27 protein-coding genes are annotated in these 21895 nt (G+C 57.3%); 10 read left to right on the top strand and 17 right to left on the bottom strand.

The annotated features are described in order from the left end of the window. The first annotated feature begins 4 nt into the window (after positions 1 to 4). The 6 genes from citC to citG are packed head-to-tail and all read left to right on the top strand — an operon-like array spanning position 5 to position 5060. Entirely contained in the window at positions 5 to 1027 is a 1023-nt protein-coding gene (citC, locus tag IPZ49_RS11460) for a [citrate (pro-3S)-lyase] ligase (protein WP_063146825.1), read from the top strand. Positions 1028 to 1043: 16 nt separating this feature from the next. Next, positions 1044 to 1337: a citrate lyase acyl carrier protein gene (gene citD, locus IPZ49_RS11455; protein WP_017382935.1), complete on the top strand. Its 294-nt coding sequence runs from the start codon at positions 1044 to 1046 to the stop codon at positions 1335 to 1337. Then, positions 1334 to 2209 (top strand): citrate (pro-3S)-lyase subunit beta, encoded by an 876-nt coding sequence (gene citE / locus IPZ49_RS11450; RefSeq protein WP_063146826.1) that lies wholly within the window; start codon positions 1334 to 1336, stop codon positions 2207 to 2209. Before citD ends, citE begins: the two co-directional genes overlap by 4 nt. A gap of 10 nt (positions 2210 to 2219) precedes the next feature. Continuing rightward, positions 2220 to 3737 carry a citrate lyase subunit alpha gene (gene citF / locus IPZ49_RS11445; RefSeq protein WP_045308348.1) on the top strand — a complete coding sequence of 506 codons (1518 nt, stop codon included), beginning with the start codon at positions 2220 to 2222 and terminating at the stop codon, positions 3735 to 3737. 2 nt (positions 3738 to 3739) lie between these two features. Then, the gene (gene citX / locus IPZ49_RS11440; RefSeq protein ID WP_022649366.1) at positions 3740 to 4279 is read left to right on the top strand and encodes a citrate lyase holo-[acyl-carrier protein] synthase; all 540 of its coding nucleotides are present in this window, start codon (positions 3740 to 3742) and stop codon (positions 4277 to 4279) included. After that, positions 4257 to 5060: a triphosphoribosyl-dephospho-CoA synthase CitG gene (gene citG, locus IPZ49_RS11435; RefSeq protein ID WP_063146827.1), complete on the top strand. Its 804-nt coding sequence runs from the start codon at positions 4257 to 4259 to the stop codon at positions 5058 to 5060. The genes citX and citG overlap by 23 nt, the downstream gene beginning before the upstream one ends. Positions 5061 to 5141: 81 nt before the next feature. On the opposite strand, the gene IPZ49_RS11430 is transcribed toward citG, so the two are convergent. The 4 genes from IPZ49_RS11430 to mutY form a co-directional block, all read right to left on the bottom strand. Further along, on the bottom strand, positions 5142 to 6398 hold the full coding sequence (locus tag IPZ49_RS11430; protein WP_022649364.1) for a nucleoside permease: 1257 nt from the start codon (positions 6396 to 6398) through the stop codon (positions 5142 to 5144). Positions 6399 to 6690: 292 nt separating this feature from the next. Continuing rightward, positions 6691 to 7767 (bottom strand): membrane-bound lytic murein transglycosylase MltC, encoded by a 1077-nt coding sequence (gene mltC, locus IPZ49_RS11425; protein ID WP_063146828.1) that lies wholly within the window; start codon positions 7765 to 7767, stop codon positions 6691 to 6693. 124 nt (positions 7768 to 7891) lie between these two features. Further along, a complete protein-coding gene (locus IPZ49_RS11420) occupies positions 7892 to 8164 on the bottom strand; it encodes an oxidative damage protection protein (RefSeq protein WP_003862425.1) in 273 nt (90 codons plus the stop codon). A 26-nt stretch (positions 8165 to 8190) separates the two neighbouring features. Further along, positions 8191 to 9243 carry an A/G-specific adenine glycosylase gene (gene mutY / locus IPZ49_RS11415; RefSeq protein WP_023306917.1) on the bottom strand — a complete coding sequence of 351 codons (1053 nt, stop codon included), beginning with the start codon at positions 9241 to 9243 and terminating at the stop codon, positions 8191 to 8193. Between the two features lie 144 nt (positions 9244 to 9387). On the opposite strand from mutY, the gene trmB reads away from it, so the two are divergent. Genes trmB through IPZ49_RS11400 form a run of 3 tightly spaced genes read left to right on the top strand, consistent with a single transcriptional unit; the run spans position 9388 to position 11207 of the window. Then, complete coding sequence (trmB, locus tag IPZ49_RS11410; protein ID WP_022649361.1) at positions 9388 to 10107, top strand: tRNA (guanosine(46)-N7)-methyltransferase TrmB; 720 nt, start codon at positions 9388 to 9390, stop codon at positions 10105 to 10107. Then, positions 10107 to 10433 carry a YggL family protein gene (locus IPZ49_RS11405; protein ID WP_003862421.1) on the top strand — a complete coding sequence of 109 codons (327 nt, stop codon included), beginning with the start codon at positions 10107 to 10109 and terminating at the stop codon, positions 10431 to 10433. The genes trmB and IPZ49_RS11405 overlap by 1 nt, the downstream gene beginning before the upstream one ends. Before the next feature lie 57 nt (positions 10434 to 10490). After that, positions 10491 to 11207: a DUF2884 domain-containing protein gene (locus IPZ49_RS11400; protein ID WP_022649360.1), complete on the top strand. Its 717-nt coding sequence runs from the start codon at positions 10491 to 10493 to the stop codon at positions 11205 to 11207. A gap of 91 nt (positions 11208 to 11298) precedes the next feature. On the opposite strand, the gene IPZ49_RS11395 is transcribed toward IPZ49_RS11400, so the two are convergent. Genes IPZ49_RS11395 through IPZ49_RS11370 form a run of 6 tightly spaced genes read right to left on the bottom strand, consistent with a single transcriptional unit; the run spans position 11299 to position 15014 of the window. Then, positions 11299 to 11637 carry an endonuclease domain-containing protein gene (locus tag IPZ49_RS11395; RefSeq protein ID WP_063146829.1) on the bottom strand — a complete coding sequence of 113 codons (339 nt, stop codon included), beginning with the start codon at positions 11635 to 11637 and terminating at the stop codon, positions 11299 to 11301. A 56-nt stretch (positions 11638 to 11693) separates the two neighbouring features. Further along, positions 11694 to 12842: a radical SAM family heme chaperone HemW gene (gene hemW, locus IPZ49_RS11390; RefSeq protein ID WP_063146830.1), complete on the bottom strand. Its 1149-nt coding sequence runs from the start codon at positions 12840 to 12842 to the stop codon at positions 11694 to 11696. Then, positions 12835 to 13428, bottom strand: coding sequence for an XTP/dITP diphosphatase (locus IPZ49_RS11385; protein WP_063146831.1), 594 nt, complete (start codon positions 13426 to 13428; stop codon positions 12835 to 12837). Before IPZ49_RS11385 ends, hemW begins: the two co-directional genes overlap by 8 nt. 3 nt (positions 13429 to 13431) lie before the next feature. Further along, positions 13432 to 13728 (bottom strand): DUF167 family protein YggU, encoded by a 297-nt coding sequence (gene yggU, locus IPZ49_RS11380; protein WP_022649356.1) that lies wholly within the window; start codon positions 13726 to 13728, stop codon positions 13432 to 13434. After that, on the bottom strand, positions 13725 to 14291 hold the full coding sequence (locus IPZ49_RS11375) for a YggT family protein (protein WP_003860024.1): 567 nt from the start codon (positions 14289 to 14291) through the stop codon (positions 13725 to 13727). The genes yggU and IPZ49_RS11375 overlap by 4 nt, the downstream gene beginning before the upstream one ends. 21 nt (positions 14292 to 14312) lie before the next feature. Continuing rightward, the gene (locus IPZ49_RS11370) at positions 14313 to 15014 is read right to left on the bottom strand and encodes a YggS family pyridoxal phosphate-dependent enzyme (protein ID WP_023298569.1); all 702 of its coding nucleotides are present in this window, start codon (positions 15012 to 15014) and stop codon (positions 14313 to 14315) included. Between the two features lie 17 nt (positions 15015 to 15031). On the opposite strand from IPZ49_RS11370, the gene IPZ49_RS11365 reads away from it, so the two are divergent. Then, the gene (locus tag IPZ49_RS11365; protein WP_063146832.1) at positions 15032 to 16012 is read left to right on the top strand and encodes a type IV pilus twitching motility protein PilT; all 981 of its coding nucleotides are present in this window, start codon (positions 15032 to 15034) and stop codon (positions 16010 to 16012) included. Between the two features lie 10 nt (positions 16013 to 16022). Here the strand turns inward: IPZ49_RS11365 and ruvX are convergent, their stop codons facing one another. From ruvX to galP, 7 genes are all read right to left on the bottom strand, one after another. Beyond that, complete coding sequence (gene ruvX, locus IPZ49_RS11360; protein ID WP_006811925.1) at positions 16023 to 16439, bottom strand: Holliday junction resolvase RuvX; 417 nt, start codon at positions 16437 to 16439, stop codon at positions 16023 to 16025. Further along, on the bottom strand, positions 16439 to 16999 hold the full coding sequence (locus tag IPZ49_RS11355; protein WP_022649353.1) for a YqgE/AlgH family protein: 561 nt from the start codon (positions 16997 to 16999) through the stop codon (positions 16439 to 16441). Before IPZ49_RS11355 ends, ruvX begins: the two co-directional genes overlap by 1 nt. A 74-nt stretch (positions 17000 to 17073) precedes the next feature. Next, on the bottom strand, positions 17074 to 18021 hold the full coding sequence (gene gshB / locus IPZ49_RS11350) for a glutathione synthase (protein WP_003860032.1): 948 nt from the start codon (positions 18019 to 18021) through the stop codon (positions 17074 to 17076). Between the two features lie 31 nt (positions 18022 to 18052). Next, positions 18053 to 18784, bottom strand: a complete 732-nt coding sequence (rsmE, locus tag IPZ49_RS11345; RefSeq protein ID WP_003860033.1) for a 16S rRNA (uracil(1498)-N(3))-methyltransferase — start codon at positions 18782 to 18784, stop codon at positions 18053 to 18055. A 51-nt stretch (positions 18785 to 18835) separates the two neighbouring features. Beyond that, a complete protein-coding gene (endA, locus tag IPZ49_RS11340) occupies positions 18836 to 19543 on the bottom strand; it encodes a deoxyribonuclease I (protein WP_022649352.1) in 708 nt (235 codons plus the stop codon). Between the two features lie 94 nt (positions 19544 to 19637). Further along, entirely contained in the window at positions 19638 to 20135 is a 498-nt protein-coding gene (locus IPZ49_RS11335; RefSeq protein ID WP_023298567.1) for a SprT family zinc-dependent metalloprotease, read from the bottom strand. A 58-nt stretch (positions 20136 to 20193) separates the two neighbouring features. Beyond that, complete coding sequence (galP, locus tag IPZ49_RS11330; protein ID WP_023306911.1) at positions 20194 to 21591, bottom strand: galactose/proton symporter; 1398 nt, start codon at positions 21589 to 21591, stop codon at positions 20194 to 20196. Positions 21592 to 21895: the final 304 nt, after the last annotated feature.

The raw sequence follows: 21895 nt of genomic DNA, 5'->3' as shown, positions 1-21895 counted from the left end.
CAGCATGCATTCGCAACCCATTGATTTTCGCCACACCGTTGTGGCGAAACACCCGGAACGCTTAAGCCAGATCCGCTACCTGCTGGCAGACAGCGGCCTTGGCCTGGACAACGACATCACGCTGTTTGTTGAAGCCTGGTCCGGCGCGCAGCTGGTGGGTTGCGCCGGACTTGCTGCCAACGTCATCAAGTGCGTGGCGGTCAACGAGCAGCTTCGTGGGGAAAACCTCAGCGCGCGTCTGCTGGCAGAGGTGGAAAATGCGGCGCTGGAGCGCGGCCATTTTCACCTCTTCCTCTGCACCCGTCCGTGCAATAAGGAGCGCTTTGGCCGCAGCGGTTTCTGGCCGGTTGCCCAGAGCGGGAACAACGCGGTGCTAATGGAGAACACTCCGCAAGGGATCGTGCGCTACTGCCGATCCCTGCGCGCTAGCCGCAAGTGTGGGGAGAAGATTGGTGCCATCGTGATGAACGCCAACCCGTTCACCCTCGGTCACCGTCATCTGGTGGAGCAGGCGGCGGCGCAGTGCGATGCCCTACATCTGTTCGTGGTGCGTGAAGACGCCTCGTTCTTCCCGTTCAGCGCGCGCCTTGAGATGGTGCGTGCGGGCGTGGCGCATCTGCCGAACGTGGTGGTGCATGAAGGCTCGCAGTACATCATCTCCCGCGCCACGTTTCCGGCCTACTTCCTGAAGGAGACCGGCAAAGTGCAGCAGGCGTGGAGCGAGATCGACGTGCTGATCTTCCGGGACTTTATCGCCCCGGCGCTGGGCATCACGCACCGCTTCATCGGCTCGGAGCCGTTCTGCGATATCACCCGCCAGTACAACCAGACGCTGCACGACCTGCTGGCCTCGCACATCGACGTGGTGGAAATGCCGCGCATCAAAGCCACCGGCAACGCTATTTCGGCCTCGGAAGTGCGCCGATTACTCAAGACACAGCAGTTTTCCCGGATCCGGGAGATTGTTCCGGACTCCACCTTCGCGCACCTCGAAGCACATTATCGTGCGAGTGCGGAAGTCGCATAACTATCAGGAATTTATCATGAATATTGTAAGGGAGGCGCTGGCCGGAACGCAGGAGTCCAGCGACCTGATGGTGAAAATCGCCCCCGCTCACGGTGAGCTGGAGATTGTCATCCACAGTGAAGTGATTAAGCAGTTTGGCGAGCAAATACGCCAGGTGGTCAACGACACATTGCGCGCCATGAACGTGCACCAGGGATTAATCATTATTGAAGACAAAGGGGCGCTGGACTGTGTGATCCGCGCCCGCCTGCAAAGCGCGCTTCTGCGTGCCGCCGATGAACAGGCCATCAACTGGGGGGCGCTGAAATGAGTAAACTCCGCCGCAGTATGCTGTTCCTGCCGGGCGCCAATGCCGCCATGCTCTCCACCGCCTTTATCTACCGCCCCGACTCCATCATGTTTGACCTTGAGGACGCCGTGGCCCTGCGCGAGAAAGACACCGCACGCATGCTGGTGTTCCACGCGTTGCAGCACCCGATGTATCAGGATATCGAAACCGTGGTGCGTATTAACCCGCTGAGCACGCCGTTTGGCCTGCTGGATCTGGAGGCCGCCGTGCGCGCGGGCGTAGACGTGATTCGCCTGCCAAAAACCGACACCCCGGACGATATCTACGAGCTGGAAGGCCACCTGGAGCGCATTGAGCAGGAGTGCGGGCGTGAAGTAGGTTCCACCCGCGTGATGGCGGCGATTGAATCGGCCATTGGCGTCATCAACGCCGTGGCGATTGCCCGCAGCTCCCCGCGCCTGATCGGCATCGCGCTGGCCGCCTTTGACTATGTGATGGACATGCAGACCGAGCGCGGCGACGGCACCGAGCTGTTCTACGCCCGCTGCGCCGTGCTGCACGCCGCCCGCGCGGCAGGCATCGACGCCTTCGACGTGGTGTGGTCAGACGTTAATGACGAAGCCGGGTTCCTGCGCGAGGTCGATCTGATCCGCAAGATGGGCTTTAACGGCAAATCGCTGATTAACCCGCGCCAGATTGACCTGCTGCACAACGCCTACGCCCCGACTCAGGAAGAGGTGGAGCACGCCAAACGGGTGATTGAAGCGGCAGATGAGGGCGAGCGTAACGGCCTGGGCGTGGTGTCGCTCAACGGCAAAATGGTGGATGCACCGATTATTAACCACGCGCAGGTGGTGCTGGAGCGCGCGGCGGCCTCCGGCGTGCGTCGGTAAGGATGACATAATGAATCAGACAGAACTTCTCCATGTGAATTTCCCCCATCTGCGGGATCTGAAGCCCTTTGATACCGCCCACAGCGCGACGCCGTGGCTGGCGGACAGCGAGGCGAAACACAACCGTAAGCTTTGCGCCTCCCTCGAAGAAGCCGTCATGCGCAGCGGCTTGCAGGACGGGATGACCATCTCTTTCCACCATGCCTTTCGCGAAGGCGACCGGGTGATCAACACCGTTGTGGCGCTGCTGGCGCGGATGGGTTTTAAAAATTTGACCCTGGCCTCCAGCTCGCTGATGACCTGCAACGACGCGCTGATCGAGCATATTCAAAGCGGCGTGATCGCCCGAATTTACACCTCCGGTATGCGCGGCAGGCTGGCGGAGGCCATCTCCCACGGGCTGATGGACGAGCCGGTACAAATTCACTCCCACGGCGGGCGCGTGAAGCTGCTCCAGGATGGCGAGCTGAATATCGACGTGGCATTTCTTGGCGTGCCGTGCAGCGATGAGTTTGGCAACGCCAACGGCACGCAGGGCAAATCGTGTTGCGGTTCGCTGGGCTACGCCATGGTGGACGCACACTTTGCCCGTAAGGTGGTGCTGCTGACCGAAGAACTGGTGCCGTTCCCGAATATGCCCGCCAGCCTGGTGCAGGATCAGGTGGACTACATCGTGCAGGTGGAGAGCGTGGGCGACCCGGCGAAAATCAGCGTCGGTGCGGCGCGCGTCACCAGCAACCCGCGCGAGCTGATGATTGCCCGCTATGCGGCGGACGTGATTGAGCACTCAGGCTATTTCAAACCAGGTTTCTCGATGCAGACCGGCTCCGGCGCGGCGGCGACCGCCTGCACCCGCTTTATGGAAGAGAAGATGGAGCGCAGCGGCGTGAAGGCGCGCTTCGCCCTTGGCGGTATCACCGGCAGCCTGGTGGATTTGCACGAGAAGGGGCTCATCGAAAAGCTGCTCGACACCCAGTGCTTTGACGGCCAGGCGGCGGCCTCGCTGGCGCGCAACCCGAACCACGTGGAGATCTCCACCAACGTCTACGCCAACCCCGGCAGCAAGGCGGCAAGCTGCGACCAGCTCGACGTGGTGATCCTCAGCGCGCTGGAAATCGACGTCGATTTTAACGTCAACGTCATCACCGGATCCGACGGCGTGATGCGCGGCGCATCCGGCGGGCACTGCGACGTGGCGTCGGCAGCCAACCTGACCATTGTGGTCGCGCCGCTGCTGCGAAGCCGCATCCCGACCGTCGTGAAGCGCGTTACCACGCGCCTCACGCCGGGGGAGAGCATTGACGTGCTGGTCACCGACCACGGTATTGCGGTCAACCCGGCGCGCCCGGAGATCCGCGAACGACTCATGGAAGCAGGCCTGAAGGTTGTAGATATCAACGCGCTCTATGAGCGGGCGATTTCCCTGACCGGCGTACCGAAACCGATTGAGTTCACCGACAAAATTGTCGGGGTGATCCGCTACCGCGACGGCAGCGTGATCGACACCGTTCGACAGGTAAAGGAGTGAATATGACTATTGCGACACCCGTGCGGACGGGTGTCAGCCTGGACGCGCTGCTGGCGGCGAAAGAGCGCCGCGCAGCCCGTCAGGCTGACTGGCTTACGCACCATCAACAACCGGTGATCTCCCTAACGCTGGTCACGCCCGGGCAAATTAAAGACAGCCTGCGCTATCGCAACACCATGGGCGTGGCGTTACAGATGTGCGACCAGCTGCTGTGGGAAAACCGCTGGCAGGTGCTGGACCGCCAGGTGCTCTGGCTACCCACCGGACCTGAAGCGCTGTGGTGCGTCGCGCATCCGGCGGCGGAAATTAAAGCGCACTGTGCTGAACTGGAGCAGACGCACCCGCTCGGCAGACTGTGGGATCTGGATGTGATCTGCCCTGAAAACGGCCACGTTGGCCGTCAGTCGTTGGGTTCACACCTCAGGCGCTGTCTGATTTGCGACGAGCCTGCCCACGCTTGTTCCCGTTCTCGGCACCATCCCGTTGAGCAGGTGGTTTCCCGCGTGGAGAAAATGATAGATGACTGGTTTGCTCGCGACTAAACCGCGCCCGGTTGATGTCCCTGCGCTTGCCGCAGAGGCGCTGTGGCAGGAGCTGGAGCTGACGCCCAAACCGGGGCTGGTGGACAGGCTCAATAACGGCTCACATCGCGATATGGACCATACCTTATTCGTCCACAGCATTGCGGCGATTACGCCGTGGTTTGCCCGTTTTGCGGAACTGGGTGAAGCACATGCGGCCAAACCTGCCGATCAGCAGTTGCGGATTATCCGCCCGATGGGGATGGCCTGCGAGCAGGCGATGTACGCCGCCACGGGCGGGGTGAACACGCACAAGGGCGGGATTTTTGCCCTTGGTTTGCTCTGCTTCGCCGCCGGACGTGTGAAAAATATCTCTGCGGATAGCCTCTGTTGTGAGGTAAGTAACATCTGTCGTGGGCTCGTGGCGCGGGAACTGGGCGGGCGCAGCGGGCAGGCAACGGCGGGAGAGCGACAGTTTCAACAGTACGGTTTAACCGGCGCGCGCGGTGAGGCAGAAAGCGGCTTCAGCACGGTGCGTAAGGCGCTGGCGCAGTGGAAGGGAAACACCCTTCATGACCTGTTATTGCGCCTGATGGCCATCAACCAGGACAGCAATCTCGTTTCGCGCGGCGGCATTGAGGGGCTGCGCTACGTCCAGGGTTATGCGCAGGAGCTGCTGGCGAACGGCTGGGATCAGGATGCGTTACTTAGGATGGATAACGCGTTGATTGAACGAAACCTGAGTCCGGGCGGCAGCGCGGATTTGCTGTCGGTGGGGTGGATGCTGTCTGGAATAAAATAGCCGGGTGGCGCTAACGCTTACCCGGCCTACGGTTTGCGGTTTGTAGGCCCGGTAAGGCGAAGCCGCCACCGGGCACAACAATCAATGCGCGATCGGCTGCGCACCGTGTGGTTCGCGTACGTGCTTGTACTTGAACAGCACGATGAACGCGAAGAACAGCACCAGTGAGTACCCGGCGAAGATCAGCCACACTGGCTGCCAGTTGGTGATGCCGTTGGTGGTATACATCTCAACCACTTTACCGCTCACCACGCCGCCCAGAATACAGCCGAAGCCGTTGGTCATCATCAGGAACATGCCCTGCGCGCTGGCGCGAATTTCAGGTTTCACCTCTTTTTCTACAAACACCGAGCCGGAGATGTTGAAGAAGTCGAAGGCGCAGCCGTAAACAATCATCGACAGAACCAGCAGCACGGTGCCGAACGCGCTTGGGTCGCCGTAGGCGAACAGACCGAAGCGCAACATCCAGGCAGCGATACTGATCAGCATGACGTTCTTGATGCCGTAGCGGCTCAGGAAGAACGGGATGGTCAGGATGAACAGCGTCTCAGAGATCTGCGAGATGGACATCATCACCGACGCGTGTTCAACGATAAAGCTCCCGGCAAACAGCGGATCGTTATCGAAGCTGTGCAGGAAGGTATTACCGAACATGTTGGTGATTTGCAGTTCCGCGCCCAGCAGCATGGAGAAAATAAAGAAGATCGCCATGCGCTTGTTTTTGAACAGGGCGAAGGCGTCCAGGCCAAGCATGGTGCTCCAGCTCTGGTTTTTCTGCTGGTTAGAAACCGGAATGGTGGGCAGCGTCAGGGTGAACAGCGCCAGCAGCACGGAGAGCGCGGCACCAATATACAGCTGCATGTGGCTCAGCTCGAAGCCCGCGAAGCTCACGCCCCACATTGCCATGATAAAGCCGATGGTGCCCCAGATACGGATTGGCGGGAAGTCGGTGACGATATCCAGACCGGCAGATTTCAGGCGGTAGTAGGAGATGGTGTTGATCAGGCCAAGCGTTGGCATATACGCCAGCGAGTTAAGCAGGATCACCATAAACATCGCCCCCGGCGTGGTCACTTCGGCCGCCATAAACAGCGTCCCCGCACCCACCAGATGGCAAAGCATATACAGCCATTTCGCACTTAACCATTTATCTGCCACGATACCGAGCAGCGTTGGCATGAAAACAGCCGCAATACCCAGCGAGCTGTAGACGGCACCGATTGACGCACCATCGAACTTGAGCGTCACAAACATATAGGAGCCGAGTGTAGTCAGCCAGCTACCCCACAGGCAGAACTGCAGAAACGACAAGATTTTAAGCTGCAGCTTAAGGTTCATGTTACTTTCCTCACAAGTGAGCGGGAGATATGTTGTTATAGGAACATTCAGGGTTGTTATTTGATGCAATTCTATCAGTTGGCAACGATATGTTTTGTTACCTCCCGCAAAAAAATGCAATCCACATTAATTTGCAGTTTGGATTGTGATGCAAATAGCATTTTTGTATGGGTGGGATGAGATGGGTGCGGTCTGATGCCCCCTCACCCTAACCCTCTCCCCAAAGGGGAGAAGGAACTTGAACACCCTCTCCCCTTTGGGGAGAGGGCAGGGTGAGGGGTGGTGTTGGTTTCTAGCGACGACGATAGTTCTTCTGCGCCGTATTCACCTTATACAGATAGCGGCGGGATTCCGCAGACGGGTGGCGAGTGGTCAGCGTGGAGTACACGTCCCCCGGCGCCATGCTGTTGATGATGTTAGCGGCCTGAACTTTATCGTTCGAGAAGACGCGCAGGACGCTACCCGCGCCGCCGTTGTAGGCGGTGATCACCGCATAGCGACGTGAAGTCGGGTTATCAATCCCGCCGAGATAAACATTGTTCAGCATCGCCAGATATGCGGTACCGGTATCAATGTTGCTTTGCGGGTCAAACAGGTAGCTGCGGCTCGGCGTACCGGATTTCCCCTGCGCGCGGAACACGTCTTTACCGGCGCTGTGCTGCACAACCTGCATCAGCCCCAGCGCGTCGGAACGGCTCACCGCATACGGGTTGAACGAGGATTCGGTCTGCATAATCGCCAGGATCAGCGACTCATCCACGCCATACTTACGCGACGCCTGACGCACCATGCCCAGATACTTATGCGCACGCTTGTCGAGGTGGTTCGGCACCAGGTTGATCGTAACGCTATAGATCACCTTCAGGCCATTGGTGCGGCTTTTCAGGCGCGTTTGCAGCAAATAGTCTGCGAAGTTCGTCGCGCGCCCTTCCCAGCGAATCGGCTGACCGGTCTGGTCAACGACCTGCCCATACAGGAATGGCTCTTTGGAGATAGTGATGTCATCGGCATCAGAGTAGAGATCGATAGATCCCGGATCGTCGCCCATCAGCAGGGTTTTGATGATGGCCTGACGTAAATGCGCCGCAGGTTCAGTCCCCGCGATGGTTTCAACCGTAATCGTACCGTCATCAAAGTTGATGTGGCTACGGGTCTGATAGGCGTCGGTATACTTAACGTAGTCCTTCGGTCCGGCAATAAGAACTTCGTTAAATCCCCATATGTTCTCGATGTTATGGGCAAACTGCCCCATCAAAATGTCAAAACCGTTGGTGTCCTTAACCCAGGCTTCGTTATAGCTATCGCCCTTTTTGGAAGAACAAGACACAAGCAACGGCGCAACAAGTGCTAGCGCTAATAGTTTTTTCATCATTCCGGGAGTGCGTGTTGTGTTTGCTTTGAGGTTGCTGTTGCCGGGTGGCGCTGCGCTTACCCGGCCTACATAACCGTAGGCCCGTGCAAGCGCAGCGCCGCCGGGCAGCAGCCGCAGAGTATTATTTTTCCGGTGGCGTATAGCCTTCGATGTGGACGTCTTTACCCTCGAACAGGAAGTTCACCATCTCCTGCTCCAGCAGCTTGCGGTGTTCCGGGTTCATCATGCTGAGCTTTTTCTCGTTGATCAGCATGGTCTGTTTTTTCTGCCACTGTCCCCAGGCTTCTTTGGAGATCTCGTTGTAAATGCGTTTACCCAGGTCGCCCGGGTAGAGCTGGAAATCCTGGCCTTCAGCGTCGCGCTGCAGGAAAGTACAAAAAATGGTTCTGGCCATACTCATTCCTCTTTGTCTTGCCGATGCTAAACCATTGCACCGACACGTAATTGCTGTAACAGGCGCTCCACGGGAGCCGCCAGCCCGACTGATGGCGGTTGCGCTAAGTTATACCAGAGAGCGGTGCCTTCATCCATGCAGGAGGTGAATGAGGACACGGGAAGCCACATAGGCACAATATCCAGATGGAAATGGCTGAAGGTATGACGGAACGCGTTGAGTTGCGTCAGGGTATCGGCCGCAATGCCGCGCTGTTCAAGCCATGCCCGAAGCGAAGCTTCATCCTCAAACTGTGGGAAGCAGTATAGACCACCCCACAGGCCACTCGGCGGGCGCTGGGCGAGAAACACCTCGTCGCCATGCTGCATCAGCAGCATGTACCCGGTGCGTTCAGGCAGCGTCTGCTTCGGTTTTTTCCCCGGATACTGCGCCCAGGAGTGGTTCGCATAGGCCACGCAGAGGTTATTTACCGGGCAGAGTTCGCACTTCGGTTTTGAACGGGTGCAGACCATCGCGCCCAGATCCATCATCGCCTGGTTAAAACGCTCCACCCCTTTCGCCGGAGTGACCGCTTCACTGATCTCCCACAGGCGCTTCTCAACCTCTTTCTTGCCCGGCCAGCCTTCTACGGCGTAGCAGCGTGCCAGCACGCGCTTGACGTTGCCGTCGAGAATAGGGAAATGCTTGCCTAAAGACAGGGAAAGGATTGCGCCTGCGGTTGAACGCCCGACGCCGGGCAAATCCGCCACCTCGTCAAAGGTCTCCGGGAATTTACCGTTGTGGCGGGTGGCGACCTGCTGTGCGGCTTTGTGCAGGTTGCGCGCGCGGGCGTAATAGCCGAGGCCTGTCCACAGGTGCAGTACCTCGTCTAACGGCGCGTTGGCCAGATCGGTGATTGTCGGGAAGCGCGCCATAAAACGCTCGAAGTAAGGAATGACCGTCGCGACCTGCGTTTGTTGCAACATCACCTCGGAGAGCCATACTTTGTAAGGCGTTTTTTCAATTTGCCAGGGCAGGGTTTTACGCCCGTATTTGTCGTACCAGTCCAGCACCTGGGCTGAAAATTGAGAGGCTTGCATGGTCATCGATTCGCTTAATCAGGGAGGCAGATTGCAGCACAGCGTCAATCTGCTGTAAACCGGATCTTTCCCATGCTTGCATAGAAGCCTTAACTTTGGATAATGCCCGTTTCCCGTACACTCTCACAAGCAGACAACTCTTTTATGAAAAACGACGTCATTTCACCGGAATTTGATGAAAACGGTCGCCCGCTGCGCCGTATTCGCAGCTTTGTCCGCCGTCAGGGCCGCCTGACAAAAGGGCAGCAACACGCGCTGGATAACTACTGGCCGGTGATGGGCGTTGAGTTCAGCGAGCAGCCGCTCGACTTTACCGAGCTGTTTGGCCGCGATGCGCCAGTGACGCTGGAGATCGGTTTTGGCATGGGCACCTCGCTGGTCACTATGGCGAAAGCGCGACCGGAGCAGAACTTCCTCGGTATTGAAGTGCACTCGCCAGGCGTCGGTGCGTGTCTGGCAACGGCCCATGAAGAGGGCGTTGAGAACCTGCGCGTTATGTGTCACGACGCGGTGGAAGTGCTGCACAAAATGATTCCTGACAATTCTTTGAACATGGTTCAGCTCTTTTTCCCTGACCCGTGGCACAAAGCGCGTCATAATAAACGCCGTATCGTTCAGGCACCGTTTGCCGAGCTGGTGAAAAGTAAGCTTAAGCTGGGCGGCGTCTTCCACATGGCGACCGACTGGGAACCTTATGCGGAACACATGCTGGAAGTGATGTCGTCGCTGGACGGGTATAAAAACCAGTCTGAAAGCAACGACTACGTACCGCGTCCGGATTCACGTCCGGTGACAAAATTTGAACAGCGTGGCCATCGTCTTGGTCACGGCGTATGGGACTTAATGTTCGAGAGGGTGAAATAATGGCAAAGAATCGTAGCCGTCGTCTGCGTAAAAAGATGCACATCGAAGAATTCCAGGAAGTGGGTTTCTCCGTTGCCTGGCGTTTCCCGGAAGGCACCAGCGTTGAGCAGATCGATCAGGACGTTGATGCGTTCATCAACGAGGTGATCGAACCCAACAAGCTGGCCTTCGACGGTAGCGGCTATCTGGCGTGGGAAGGTCTGATTTGCACCCAGGAAGTAGGGAAATGCACCGAAGAACATCAGGCGCTGGTACGCAAATGGCTTGAAGACCACAAACTGGAAGATGTCCGCGTCAGCGAACTTTTCGACGTTTGGTGGGACTAATAAAGCAAGAACGGGGCCAGCATTAGCTGGCCCATTTTGTCTGAGGGAGTGTTGAAGATGCGTAAAACGTTGCTGGCGGTTGCTTTACTGGCAATCGGAACCACCGCCCATGCGGAGTATAAATGTAGCGTCACCCCGCGTGACGACGTGGTATTAAGCCCGCAAACCGTGCAGGTTAAGGGCGAGAATGGCAATCTGGTGATCACGCCGGATGGCAACGTGACGTTTAACGGCAAACAGCAAAACCTGACGGCCGCCCAGCGCGAGCAGGCGATGGACTACCAGGCCGAGTTGCGTACCGCGCTGCCATGGATAAACGATGGCGCGCTGACCCGCGTTGAGAAGGGCCGCGTGGCGCTGGATAAAATCATCACCAAAGAGGTGGGGGAGAGCAGCAATATGCGCACCCGCCTGACGAAGCTGGATAAACAGCTGAAAGAACAGATGAACCGCATTATTGAGACGCGCTCTGATGGCCTGACGTTCCACTATAAGGCGATCGATCAGGTGCGAGCCGACGGTCAGCAGCTGGTGAACCAGGCGATGGGCGGCATTCTCCAGGACAGCATCAACGAGATGGGCGCCAAAGCGGTGCTGAAAGGCGGCGGTAATCCGTTGCAGGGTGTACTGGGTAGCCTGGGCGGACTGCAAACCTCGATTCAGAACGAGTGGAAGAATCAGGAAGCCGATTTCCAGCAGTTCGGCAAAGACGTGTGTAAACGCGTGGTGTCCCTGGAAGACAGCCGGAAGGCGCTGGTGGGGACGCTGAAGTAATTTACTTCACCCCTCACCCTAACCCTCTCCCCAAAGGGGCGAGGGGATGGTTTGCGCCCTCTCCCTTTCAGGGAGAGGGCCGGGGTGAGGGTTACAGCATTTGCAGTGTTTCAAGGATCTTTTCTAACACCACCTCTTCGTTATCCCAGAGTTCGTTGTTCCAGAAACGAATGACGTACCAGCCCTTTCGATTTAGCCAGAGCGTCCTTTGACGATCGTATTCCTGATTCTCATCATGTTGCCCGCCATCCAGCTCAACAGCCAGACGAGCCGCGCAGCAGGCGAAATCCAGAATGTAATTACCTACCGGATGCTGTCGACGAAATTTATAATTTTCGAAACGGCGGCTGCGCAGTAGATACCAAAGCCGTCTTTCTTCTTTTGTCAGCTCACGTCTGAGCTGTTTTGCATAAGAACGAGTAATTTCCATCCCCACACTCTGCCAGCCTTTCCCTCAACCAGCAGAACGGGATGTAAAATCCTGAATCAGCCTTCAGGATTTTCAGCGAGGAACAGCTCAAGAAGGGAGTTTAGGAACAGCTTACCGTGCTCGGTGATCTGCCAGTACTCATCACACTCGGTCAGATACCCCTGCGCCAGCGCCTCGTCAATCTGCGGACGAATCACCGACTCTGACAACCCGGTGTAGAGCGCAAACTCCGCGCGCGGTGCGGCTTCCAGCAGACGGAAGCGGTTCATAAAGAACTCAAACGGCTTATCCACCGCCTCGACGTCATGCTGACGCTCCAGGTAGCGACCTTCCATAAACCCGCGCGGATGACGCGTTTTGGCAGTACGCAGAATGCGCCCGTCCGGGAAGGTCACTTTGCCGTGTGCCCCGCAGCCAATCCCCAGATAATCACCAAAGCGCCAGTAGTTCAGGTTGTGCTGACACTGATAGCCCGGCTTCGCATACGCCGAGGTTTCGTATTGCTGATACCCCGCCGCGGTCAAAAGCTGGTGGCCCTGCTCGAAGATATCCCACAGCGCGTCATCGTCCGGCAGCACCGGAGGACGGGAACCAAACAGGGTGTTCGGTTCAATGGTCAACTGATACCACGACAGATGCGGCGGGTTCAGTTCAATTGCCTGACGCAAATCGTCCAGCGCTTCTTCGAGGGACTGATCCGGCAGGCCGTGCATCAAATCGAGGTTAAAACTGCGCAGCCCAAGCCCCGTTGCCAGGTTTGCCGCGCGCTTTGCCTCTTCCGGGCCGTGAATGCGCCCCAGACGCTTCAGCTTTGGCTCGCTAAAGCTCTGCACGCCGATGGAGATACGGTTCACGCCCGCGCGCTGATACTCGACAAAACGGTCGGCCTCAACGGTGCCCGGGTTGGCTTCCATCGTAATTTCAGCATCCGCTGCCAGCTTCAGGCGTGCGCGCACACCGTCCAGCAGCGTCTGCATCGCCGGGCCTGAAAGCAGGCTCGGCGTACCGCCACCAATAAAAATGGTCTTCACTTCACGTCCCTGTGCGTACGGTACATCGGCATCCAGATCGGCCAGCAGATGCGCGACGTAATCATCGTGCGGCACTTCGCCCTTCAGCGCGTGCGAGTTGAAATCGCAGTACGGGCATTTCTGCACGCACCATGGGATGTGAATATAAAGACTCAGAGGCGGCAAATTAGCCATTACGCATTGCTTCCAGTAACAGTTTCAGGGCGCGTCCACGGTGGGAGATCGCGCTTTTCTCTTCGCGGGTGAGTTCCGCAGCGGTTTTGCCCTCGGTCGGGACAAAGAAAATCGGGTCGTAACCAAAGCCGCCGTTGCCCGCCGCTTCACGGGTGATCACGCCCGGCCAGCTGCCGTGACAGACAATCGGCGTGGGATCTTCCGCGTGACGCATGTAGACCAGCACGCAGTGGAACTGCGCGGTACGCTGTTCGTCAGGGACGTCGTTCAGGGCCACAAGCAGCTTTTCCAGGTTCTGCTGGTCGGTGGCGTCCACCCCGGAATAGCGGGCGGAGTAAATCCCCGGCGCACCGCCCAGAAAATCCACGGCCAGACCGGAGTCATCGGCAATCGCGGGCAGTCCGGTTACCTGCGCCGCATGGCGCGCTTTCAGAATGGCGTTTTCGATAAACGTCAGGCCGGTTTCTTCGGCGGAGTCCACGCCCAGCTCGGTCTGAGCCACCACGTCCAGCCCAAAATCATGTAATAGCGAGGCCAGCTCGCGCACTTTACCGGCATTACCGGTGGCGAGAACAACTTTCTGCATGGTTTAGTCCTGTTTTGTCAGAGCCGCGACTTCCGTCGGGATAGATTGCGGGTTAAGGATTTTTACCTGTTTATGCCGGCCAAGTTCACCTTTCTCAATGATGACCTGGCTTTTAGCGACGCGAAACTGTTTTGCCAGATATTTGGTCAGATGCGCATTCGCCTGGCCGTCAACGGGCGGGGCAGTGATGGCGACTTTTAGCTCGTCGCCATGCAGCCCAACAATGCTGTCGCGGCTGGCTTTCGGCTGAATGTACAGCCGTAAAACCAGCCCGTCGGCGCAGGGGCTAACTGCACTCATAACGCCATCCACAGCCCCGGCAGCAGCATATTACCCGTCGCCTGTAACAGTTCCGCGATACCCATATTCAGCACGTACAGCAGCAGAACGAGAAGCATCGGGGAGAAGTCGATTCCGCCCATCGCAGGCAGCAGGCTACGGATCGGACGCAGCAATGGTTCAGTCAGCTGAATCAACGCGTACTCCACCGGGCTACGGCCCCGGCTTACCCAGCTCATAATCGCCATCACCAGCAGGACCCAGAAGATCAGCGAGCCGACGGTTTTAACCAGGATCAGAACGGCTGAAATCCAGATAATCGGCTGGAAAGTGATGACCATAAACAGCACGATCGCTTTGATAACGCTCAGAATAAACGCCATCAGCAGAGATGAACTGTCAATCGGCCCCATTGCCGGAATGATGCGGCGAAGCGGCCCCACAATGGGCTGCGTGATTTTCACGATAAATTGTGAGAATGGATTGTAAAAATCACAACGGGCCCACTGCATCCAGACGCGCAGTAGCAGCGCCATCGTATACAGTTCAATGACCGTTGAAAGCAGGAAAGTCAACGTCTTCATGGCGTTCCTCAGGTTTCCTTATTATTGGGTGTAATCGCGCGCACCGAAAATTGCTGTGCCGATGCGCACCATGGTGCTGCCTGCCGCGATGGCGGCTTCCATATCGTCCGACATGCCCAGAGAAAGCGTGTCTACCGTGTCATAGCGCGCTTTAAGCGCCTCAAATGCTACAGCCATTTGCTGTGCTACGGCAAACTGCCTTTCATAACTTGACTCTGGTGCCGGAATGGCCATCAGTCCGCGCAGGGTTAAGCGCGGCAGCGCCGCCACGTCCGCCGCCAGCGCATCCAGTTCGCTCAGCGTAATGCCGGACTTGCTGTTTTCATCACTGATGTTGATTTGAATCAGCACGTTAAGCGCTGGCATCTCCATAGGGCGCTGGTCGCTCAAACGGGTAGCGATACGCAGACGATCGATGGTGTGACACCAGTCGAAGTGCTCTGCTACCAGACGGCTTTTGTTCGACTGTAGCGGACCGATAAAGTGCCACTGCAGGTCTGTATTTCCCCGCTCCCGGAAAGCGCGAATCTTATCTACGCCTTCCTGCACATAGTTTTCACCAAAGGCACGATGACCGGCGGCTATCGCTTCTGCGATGGCGCTCGCAGGCTTGGTTTTGCTGACTGCAAGCAACGTAATTTCTTCTGAAGCACGGCCGCAACGCGTTGCCGCGGCTGAGATTTTGTCCCGGACCTGTGCCAGGTTATGCGCAATGTCGTTCATTTTCCGAGGAGTTGTCTATGGATGTGGAAGAAATTGTGGCCCTTAGTGTAAAGCATAACGTCTCCGATCTACACCTGTGCAGTGATTCACCACCGCGCTGGCGCAGGTCAGGCCGTCTTGAACCTGCGCCGTTTCCGCCCCCCGATGTGGAGGCGTTATTAAAAGCGTGGCTCAACGACGAGCAGCAGGGTGCCTGGTGGGCAAACGGGCAGGTAGATTTTGCCGTTACCCTCACAGGCGGTCAGCGGCTGCGCGGCAGTGCGTTTAAGCATATGCACGGCGTTTCGATCGCGCTACGCCTGTTGCCGCTGACGTGTCCGCAGCTCTCTGCGCTAGGCGTGCCGCGCGCGATCCCGGAGCTTTTGTCCAATGACAATGGCCTGATTCTGGTCACCGGCGCCACCGGCAGCGGGAAATCGACCACCCTGGCCGCGATGGTCGATTTTCTCAATCACCATACGGACGGGCACATTCTGACCCTGGAAGATCCGGTGGAGTTTATGTACCAGAGTGAACGTTGCCTCATCCGGCAGCGGGAGATAGGCCAGCATAGCCCGTCCTTTGCCGAGGCCCTGCGCAGTGCGCTGCGTGAAGATCCGGATGTGATTCTGCTTGGTGAGCTGCGCGACAGCGAGACGATACGCCTGGCGTTGACGGCGGCTGAGACTGGCCATCTGGTGTTGGCCACGCTGCACACGCGCGGTGCGGCGCAGGCGATCGAGCGACTGGTCGATACCTTCCCGGCGCAGGAGAAAGATCCGGTTCGTAATCAGCTGGCGGGAAGCCTGCGTGCGGTACTGGCGCAGAAGCTGCGTCAGGATGTCCAGGGCGGGCGCGTGGCGCTGTATGAGCTACTGGTGAATACGTCGGCGGCGGCAAACCTGATCCGCGAAGGTAAAACCTGGCAACTGCCGGGCATTATTCAAACGGGGCAGCAGGCGGGGATGCAGAACTTTGAGCAGAGTCTGGCGGAGCGACTGGCGCAGGGGCGGCTGTAGGCCCCGGCGCTCAGTAACCCTGTTCGAAATAGCTTTCGAGGATAATGACGGCTGAAGCTGAATCCACGCTGCCTTTGTTCAACGCCCGGAAGCCACCGTGCTCGAACAGGCCAGCGCGTGCCTCGACGGTGCTCAAACGTTCATCGTGCAGCTTAACGGAGACACCAAAGCGGCCATGAATTTTGTTCGCGAACTTGCGCGCGCGGGCGGTAAGCGGCTGCTCGGTGCCGTCCATGTTCAACGGCAGACCGACAATCACGTCGTCCGGCTGCCACTCTTTGAGCAAGCGCTCAATAAGGTTCCAGTCCGGCGTGCCGTCGTTAGCTTTCAGCGCCGTGAGCGGGCGGGCGGTGCCGGTGATCCGTTGACCCACAGCGACGCCGATGCTTTTGGTGCCGAAGTCAAAGGCGAGAAGGGTGCCGCTCATTACGCGTGCCCCGCAACGCCAGGCATGGTCAGAATATCAATGCCAATCAGTTTTGCCGCGTCACGCCAGCGATCGGCGATAGGGGTTTTAAACAGGATATTCATATCCGCAGGGGCCGTCAGCCAGGCGTTGTCCAGAATTTCTTGTTCCAGCTGCCCTTTTTCCCAGGAAGCGTAGCCGAGCGCAACCAGCACCTCAGAAGGCTGATTTGCCGTGCCCAGTGTTTCGAGCACATCGCGAGAGGTGGTGACGACGGTGTTATCGGAGATACGAATGCTGGACGAGAAAACCGGCGGGGTATGCAGGATAAAGCCACGATCTTCTGCAAGCGGTCCGCCGAGCATCACCGGTTTATCAAGACGGATTTCCGGCAGCCGCGCTTCAGCAGGGATTTTCAGCTTGTCCAGAATGCCTTCGACCTGAAGGTTTTCCAGCGGCTTATTGATGATAATCCCCATTGCGCCGTCTTCGTTGTATTCGCAAATATAGACCACGGCGCGGCGGAAAATCGGATCCTGGAGAGCAGGCATGGCAATAAGAAAGTGATGCTGTAAATTCATTGTCAGAGGTACTGTTTCCTGGTTTAAAAAGCGACAGCGCCCAGTATGGGGATAAACACAGGCGCTGTCACAGGTTATTTCTGTAAACGTTTTTCGATAGCGTCCATTAGCATTCCGGTGATCGAGATCGGGAATTCCGCTTCGATCTCACGAATGCAGGTCGGGCTGGTGACGTTCACTTCGGTCAGACGATCGCCGATGATATCGAGGCCAACGAAGATCAGGCCTTTGGCTTTCAGCGTAGGGCCGACGCGGCGGGCAATTTCCCAGTCGCTTTCGCTTAACGGACGCGGTTCGCCACGGCCTCCGGCCGCCAGGTTGCCACGGGTTTCACCACCCTGCGGGATACGCGCCAGGCAGTAAGGCACCGGCTCGCCGTCTACAACCAGCACACGCTTGTCGCCGTCTTTAATGGCCGGCAGATAGTTTTGCGCCATGCAGTAGCGGGTCCCCAGCTCGGTCAGCGTTTCGGCAATTACGCCAATGTTCGGGTCGCCCTCTTTCACGCGGAAGATCGATGCGCCGCCCATGCCGTCCAGCGGCTTCATGATGATGTCGCCGTGCTTCTGCCAGAATTCTTTCAGCTGCGTTTTGCTGCGGGTGACCAGCGTTTCCGGCGTCAGGTCAGAGAACCATGCGGTATAGAGCTTCTCGTTGCAGTCGCGCAGGCTCTGCGGCTTGTTGACGATCAGCGTGCCTTTCTCTTCGGCACGCTCAAGGATATAGGTGGAGTAAATGTATTCGGTGTCGAACGGCGGATCTTTACGCATCAGGATGACGTTAAGGTCGGCCAGGGCAATATCCTGCTCGGTGCCGAATTCGTACCATTTTTCGTAGTTCTGCTCGACGTTAACGATGCGGGTACGTGCGCGGGCTTCACCGTTGATCAGGTACAGATCGTTCATCTCCATATAGTGGAGTTCATAGCCGCGACGCTGCGCTTCCAGCAGCATAGCGAAGCTGGAATCTTTCTTAATGTTAATGTTTGCGATGGGGTCCATCACGATGCCGAGCTTAATCATGTTCTTCTCCGGTTATGGGTCAGGCTTTGCTTCAACCCAGATCGCCAAATCGCACCTGTAGGGCGGTAATGGCGGTGAGTGCCGTTGTCTCAGTGCGCAGAACGCGAGGTCCCAACAGAATATCAGTAAACTGGTAACGCGCCGTCATGGCGATTTCGTCAGCCGACAGGCCGCCTTCCGGGCCAATCAGCAGGCGTACGCGCTCAACGGGCAGCGGCAGCGTATTGATGCTGGCGCTGGCGCGCGGATGAAGATTAAGCTTAAGCCCGCTTTCCTCTTCTGCACACCAGTCCTCCAGATCCATCGCCGGGCGGATCTCCGGGATGCGGTTGCGGCCACTCTGTTCACAGGCTGCAATGGCAATTTTCTGCCACTGCTGGATCTTTTTGTTCAGACGTTCCGCATCCAGTTTAACGCCGCAGCGCTCAGAAAAAAGTGGCGTAATGAGGCTTACACCCAGTTCAATGGATTTCTGAATGGTGAACTCCATCTTTTCCCCGCGCGACATCACCTGGCCAAGGTGAATGTGCAGCGGGGATTCCCGGTCGTCCACGTCGCCACGCAGCACCTTCACGTGCACGCTTTTTTTATCGGCGCGCGTAATTTCAGCGTCAAAAATCTGATTAGAGCCGTCAAAGAGCTGAATCGCCTGGCCTGCGCCCATGCGCAGCACGCGGCCTACGTGGTTTGCGGCATCATCAGACAGGGCGATTTCGCCGCCTGGGGTAATCAGTTCAGGGTGATAGATGCGAGGGATGCGCATAGTCAGAAATTCCATGTGTCATGCGATATAAGCGAATTGCCGTAGTGTAGGTTAGCTCTTTTGCGCCTGGCAAGCCCGCTGGACGTAAGGGTTGTGATTCCCCTGGACTTTGGCGATACGTTCGTCGCGCTGGCATTCCCAGTCCGTCACCGGGTAGAGCTTGTCCCAGGCATTGAAGAGCTGCGTCTGCTGGCGGGAAAGGTTGAGATCGTAGCGGTCGCGCATATAGAAGTAAGTGCGGGCGATGCTGCCGCGCGCGCGGGCAGGCGGTTCGGCGAGTTTCTCTTTGAAATCGACCTTCATGGCGCACTGACCGTACTGGCCTTCGCCACCGTTCCACTGGCTGTACATGAAGTTTCCGCGGTCGCCATTGACTTCACCCACGGCGGGTTGCAGGTTGTGCATATCGCTTTCCATCTGGCGGTAGACCGGATCTTTTGCGCAATTTTTACGTCCACCGTCCTGCCAGCACTGGCGCTGGTGGCCAAACTGCCAGGCCGGAACAACGTGTTCCCATTCGATTCGGCTGGCGCGGTTCTCGTTCTTGCGCACCTTATAGCCGCAGGATCCCAGATCCACGACCCCTTTCTTACCCTGCCAGTTAATTTTACAGCCGCAGTAGAAATCACCCGGTACGTCGGCGTTAATCTTTACGCCTGCGGTTTTTGCCTGTGAGAAACTGTGAATACCGTCGGCCAGAGCATGGCCGGAGAGCGCCGTCGCCAGAAAAGCGACTGCGAGAGAAACATTACGGGACATCTTACACTCCGTGTCAAAACGAGCCCGCAACGTAACGAATGTTGTTCCCGTATGCAATCAGTCAGATCAGGAAAGTTCCTGAAAGTTCGAGCGATTATTCCGCCACCAGTGGTTCGCCGCACTTTACGCAGCGATAGGTAGCCTCGCCGCGCACCACGCGGTTGTGACGGCGGACGGTAAGCTGGTGCTGCTGGCACTGGCAGCGGTAGGGAAACGTATTGCGGCGTACCGATTCCAGCTCGAACTGGTGGGTGCGGCGAGCCGGAACGCCGAGCACCGCCTCCATCATCCATTTCCACTCTTTGCCGTGCGGCGCGACGCGGCCAAAGTGTTTCCACACCAGAAGGTGGGCCAGCTCGTGCGGCACCACTTCTTCGATAAACGCCTGCTGATTTTCCATCAGCAACACCGGATTCAGGCGGATCTCATACGATTCCAGCCAGGCGGTGCCCGCCGCGGTGCCACGCTGCTGATAGACCAGCTTCGGTTCAGGATAATTGCGGCCGAGCTTCAGGTTGGCCTGGGCAAGTTTTTCCCGCAGGCTGCGCATGACGGCTTGCTGAATGGCGATGGGGAGACGGGGAGATTTCATAGGGGCAGAGCATAAAGCGGGAAGCGGGGAGGCGCAAGAGGCGCCTCCCGCAGGAGGATCAGTCGTGTGCGCCGATTTCGCGCAGAGGACGACCTTTCATCAGGTTACGTTCAATGTGTTCCAGTGAAACATGTTTGGTTTCAGGAACCAGCCAGATAGTGAGAACAATAAAGAACAGGTTCAGACCGGCGTAGACCCAGAAGGTATTGGCGTTACCCAGGGTATTGAGCATGGTCAGGAACGTTGCGCCGACGATCATGTTGGCAATCCAGTTGGTTGCGGTAGAGCAGGTGATACCAAAATCACGCCCTTTCAGCGGCTGGATCTCAGAGCACAGTACCCAAATCAGCGGACCGGCGCTCATCGCAAACCCAATAATAAACATCAGCAGCATCGCCACGGCGAAGTACTGTGCCGTTGGGGAGTGAATGCCCATGTGCATCATGGTACCCAGCACGCCCATCCCGATGGCCATCACCAGGAAGCCCAGCGTCAGGGTTGGTTTACGCCCCCAGCGGTCCACCAGACCGATAGCGATAAAGGTCGCCAGCACGTTGGTCAGGCCGACGATCACGGTGCCCCACATCTGTTCGGTGGTGTTGGTGTAGCCCGCCAGTTCGAAGATTTTCGGCGCGTAATACATGATGACGTTCATCCCGGTGAACTGTTGCATGATCTGTAACAGCACACCGAGGAACACCGCGCGGCGGAAGTTGCTGTTCTCTTTGAACAGCGCCCAGCCGGACTGTTTGACCTTCAGGCTTTCGCGGATCTCTTCCAGCTCGTTTTTGGCTTCGGCGCTGGTATCACGCAGGCGTAAGAGCACGCGTTCGGCATCGTGGAAGCGGCGTTTGGCGGCGAACCAGCGCGGGCTGTCCGGCAGGAAGAAGACACCAATCAACAGCAGAATGGCCGGAATGATGATGACGCCCAGCATCCAGCGCCATGCGCCGCTGTAGCTGAAGGCGGTATCGGAAAGATAAGCCCCCAGAATACCGATGGTGATCATCAGCTGGTACATGGAAATCATGCTGCCGCGGATTTTTTCCGGTGCGATTTCAGACAGGTACAGCGGGGCAGTATAAGACGCCACGCCCACTGCCAGACCGAGCAGCACGCGGGAGAGGATCAGCACTTCAACGTTAGGCGCAGCGGCAGAGAACAGTGAGCCGGCAACGAACAGGATCGCGCCGATCATCAGGCTCTTTTTACGCCCGAGCTTAAAGGAGAGCCAGCCGCTGCCGACCGCGCCGACGGCGGCACCGAACATCATGGAGCTGACCACCCATTCCTGAGTGTGTGCGCTAATCTGGAACTCATCGGTGATGAAAGGTAATGCACCGGCAATTACGCCAATATCCAGGCCAAAAAGTAATCCTGCCAGAGCGGCGAGGAAGCAGACGAAGAACGTCATTGCCTTATTGGACGTACGCCCCTGTTTATTATTGTCAGGCATTATGCCCTCCAGTTGGGTTATCAGTTTTTACGATATTAAGAGTAGGTGAGCGGCTCATAAAAATATGTGAGTCAAATCACAACGGTGTAATCGGTTACACTAGTTTGTAACCGTAAAAATAATTAAAGCTTTGAAAATATAGAGGTAAATTAATTGATATGCATCGCGTTTGCACAAATTTCAGACTTAACTGAAAGGGAATGTAACAGCAGAAGAAATGCGATCATGCAAAGAGAATATTCTGAAAGCGGGGTATAGAGAGTGAGGTGTAAACGGTTCCAAACATTGCCGGGTGGCGGCTGCG

It is taken from the genome of Enterobacter cloacae complex sp. S2 (assembly GCF_015159675.1).
Lineage (GTDB): Bacteria > Pseudomonadota > Gammaproteobacteria > Enterobacterales > Enterobacteriaceae > Enterobacter > Enterobacter intestinihominis.
This window is presented reverse-complemented; position numbering and strand designations above follow the sequence as displayed.

What these genes read in the sequence shown, in the direction of transcription:
- citC (WP_063146825.1), top strand. Translation starts at nt 5, where the DNA reads ATGCATTCGCAACCCATTGATTTTCGCCACACCGTTGTGGCGAAACAC.
- citD (WP_017382935.1), top strand. Translation starts at nt 1,044, where the DNA reads ATGAATATTGTAAGGGAGGCGCTGGCCGGAACGCAGGAGTCCAGCGAC.
- citE (WP_063146826.1), top strand. Translation starts at nt 1,334, where the DNA reads ATGAGTAAACTCCGCCGCAGTATGCTGTTCCTGCCGGGCGCCAATGCC.
- citF (WP_045308348.1), top strand. Translation starts at nt 2,220, where the DNA reads ATGAATCAGACAGAACTTCTCCATGTGAATTTCCCCCATCTGCGGGAT.
- citX (WP_022649366.1), top strand. Translation starts at nt 3,740, where the DNA reads ATGACTATTGCGACACCCGTGCGGACGGGTGTCAGCCTGGACGCGCTG.
- citG (WP_063146827.1), top strand. Translation starts at nt 4,257, where the DNA reads ATGACTGGTTTGCTCGCGACTAAACCGCGCCCGGTTGATGTCCCTGCG.
- IPZ49_RS11430 (WP_022649364.1), bottom strand. Translation starts at nt 6,398, where the DNA reads ATGAACCTTAAGCTGCAGCTTAAAATCTTGTCGTTTCTGCAGTTCTGC.
- mltC (WP_063146828.1), bottom strand. Translation starts at nt 7,767, where the DNA reads ATGAAAAAACTATTAGCGCTAGCACTTGTTGCGCCGTTGCTTGTGTCT.
- IPZ49_RS11420 (WP_003862425.1), bottom strand. Translation starts at nt 8,164, where the DNA reads ATGGCCAGAACCATTTTTTGTACTTTCCTGCAGCGCGACGCTGAAGGC.
- mutY (WP_023306917.1), bottom strand. Translation starts at nt 9,243, where the DNA reads ATGCAAGCCTCTCAATTTTCAGCCCAGGTGCTGGACTGGTACGACAAA.
- trmB (WP_022649361.1), top strand. Translation starts at nt 9,388, where the DNA reads ATGAAAAACGACGTCATTTCACCGGAATTTGATGAAAACGGTCGCCCG.
- IPZ49_RS11405 (WP_003862421.1), top strand. Translation starts at nt 10,107, where the DNA reads ATGGCAAAGAATCGTAGCCGTCGTCTGCGTAAAAAGATGCACATCGAA.
- IPZ49_RS11400 (WP_022649360.1), top strand. Translation starts at nt 10,491, where the DNA reads ATGCGTAAAACGTTGCTGGCGGTTGCTTTACTGGCAATCGGAACCACC.
- IPZ49_RS11395 (WP_063146829.1), bottom strand. Translation starts at nt 11,637, where the DNA reads ATGGAAATTACTCGTTCTTATGCAAAACAGCTCAGACGTGAGCTGACA.
- hemW (WP_063146830.1), bottom strand. Translation starts at nt 12,842, where the DNA reads ATGGCTAATTTGCCGCCTCTGAGTCTTTATATTCACATCCCATGGTGC.
- IPZ49_RS11385 (WP_063146831.1), bottom strand. Translation starts at nt 13,428, where the DNA reads ATGCAGAAAGTTGTTCTCGCCACCGGTAATGCCGGTAAAGTGCGCGAG.
- yggU (WP_022649356.1), bottom strand. Translation starts at nt 13,728, where the DNA reads ATGAGTGCAGTTAGCCCCTGCGCCGACGGGCTGGTTTTACGGCTGTAC.
- IPZ49_RS11375 (WP_003860024.1), bottom strand. Translation starts at nt 14,291, where the DNA reads ATGAAGACGTTGACTTTCCTGCTTTCAACGGTCATTGAACTGTATACG.
- IPZ49_RS11370 (WP_023298569.1), bottom strand. Translation starts at nt 15,014, where the DNA reads ATGAACGACATTGCGCATAACCTGGCACAGGTCCGGGACAAAATCTCA.
- IPZ49_RS11365 (WP_063146832.1), top strand. Translation starts at nt 15,032, where the DNA reads ATGGATGTGGAAGAAATTGTGGCCCTTAGTGTAAAGCATAACGTCTCC.
- ruvX (WP_006811925.1), bottom strand. Translation starts at nt 16,439, where the DNA reads ATGAGCGGCACCCTTCTCGCCTTTGACTTCGGCACCAAAAGCATCGGC.
- IPZ49_RS11355 (WP_022649353.1), bottom strand. Translation starts at nt 16,999, where the DNA reads ATGAATTTACAGCATCACTTTCTTATTGCCATGCCTGCTCTCCAGGAT.
- gshB (WP_003860032.1), bottom strand. Translation starts at nt 18,021, where the DNA reads ATGATTAAGCTCGGCATCGTGATGGACCCCATCGCAAACATTAACATT.
- rsmE (WP_003860033.1), bottom strand. Translation starts at nt 18,784, where the DNA reads ATGCGCATCCCTCGCATCTATCACCCTGAACTGATTACCCCAGGCGGC.
- endA (WP_022649352.1), bottom strand. Translation starts at nt 19,543, where the DNA reads ATGTCCCGTAATGTTTCTCTCGCAGTCGCTTTTCTGGCGACGGCGCTC.
- IPZ49_RS11335 (WP_023298567.1), bottom strand. Translation starts at nt 20,135, where the DNA reads ATGAAATCTCCCCGTCTCCCCATCGCCATTCAGCAAGCCGTCATGCGC.
- galP (WP_023306911.1), bottom strand. Translation starts at nt 21,591, where the DNA reads ATGCCTGACAATAATAAACAGGGGCGTACGTCCAATAAGGCAATGACG.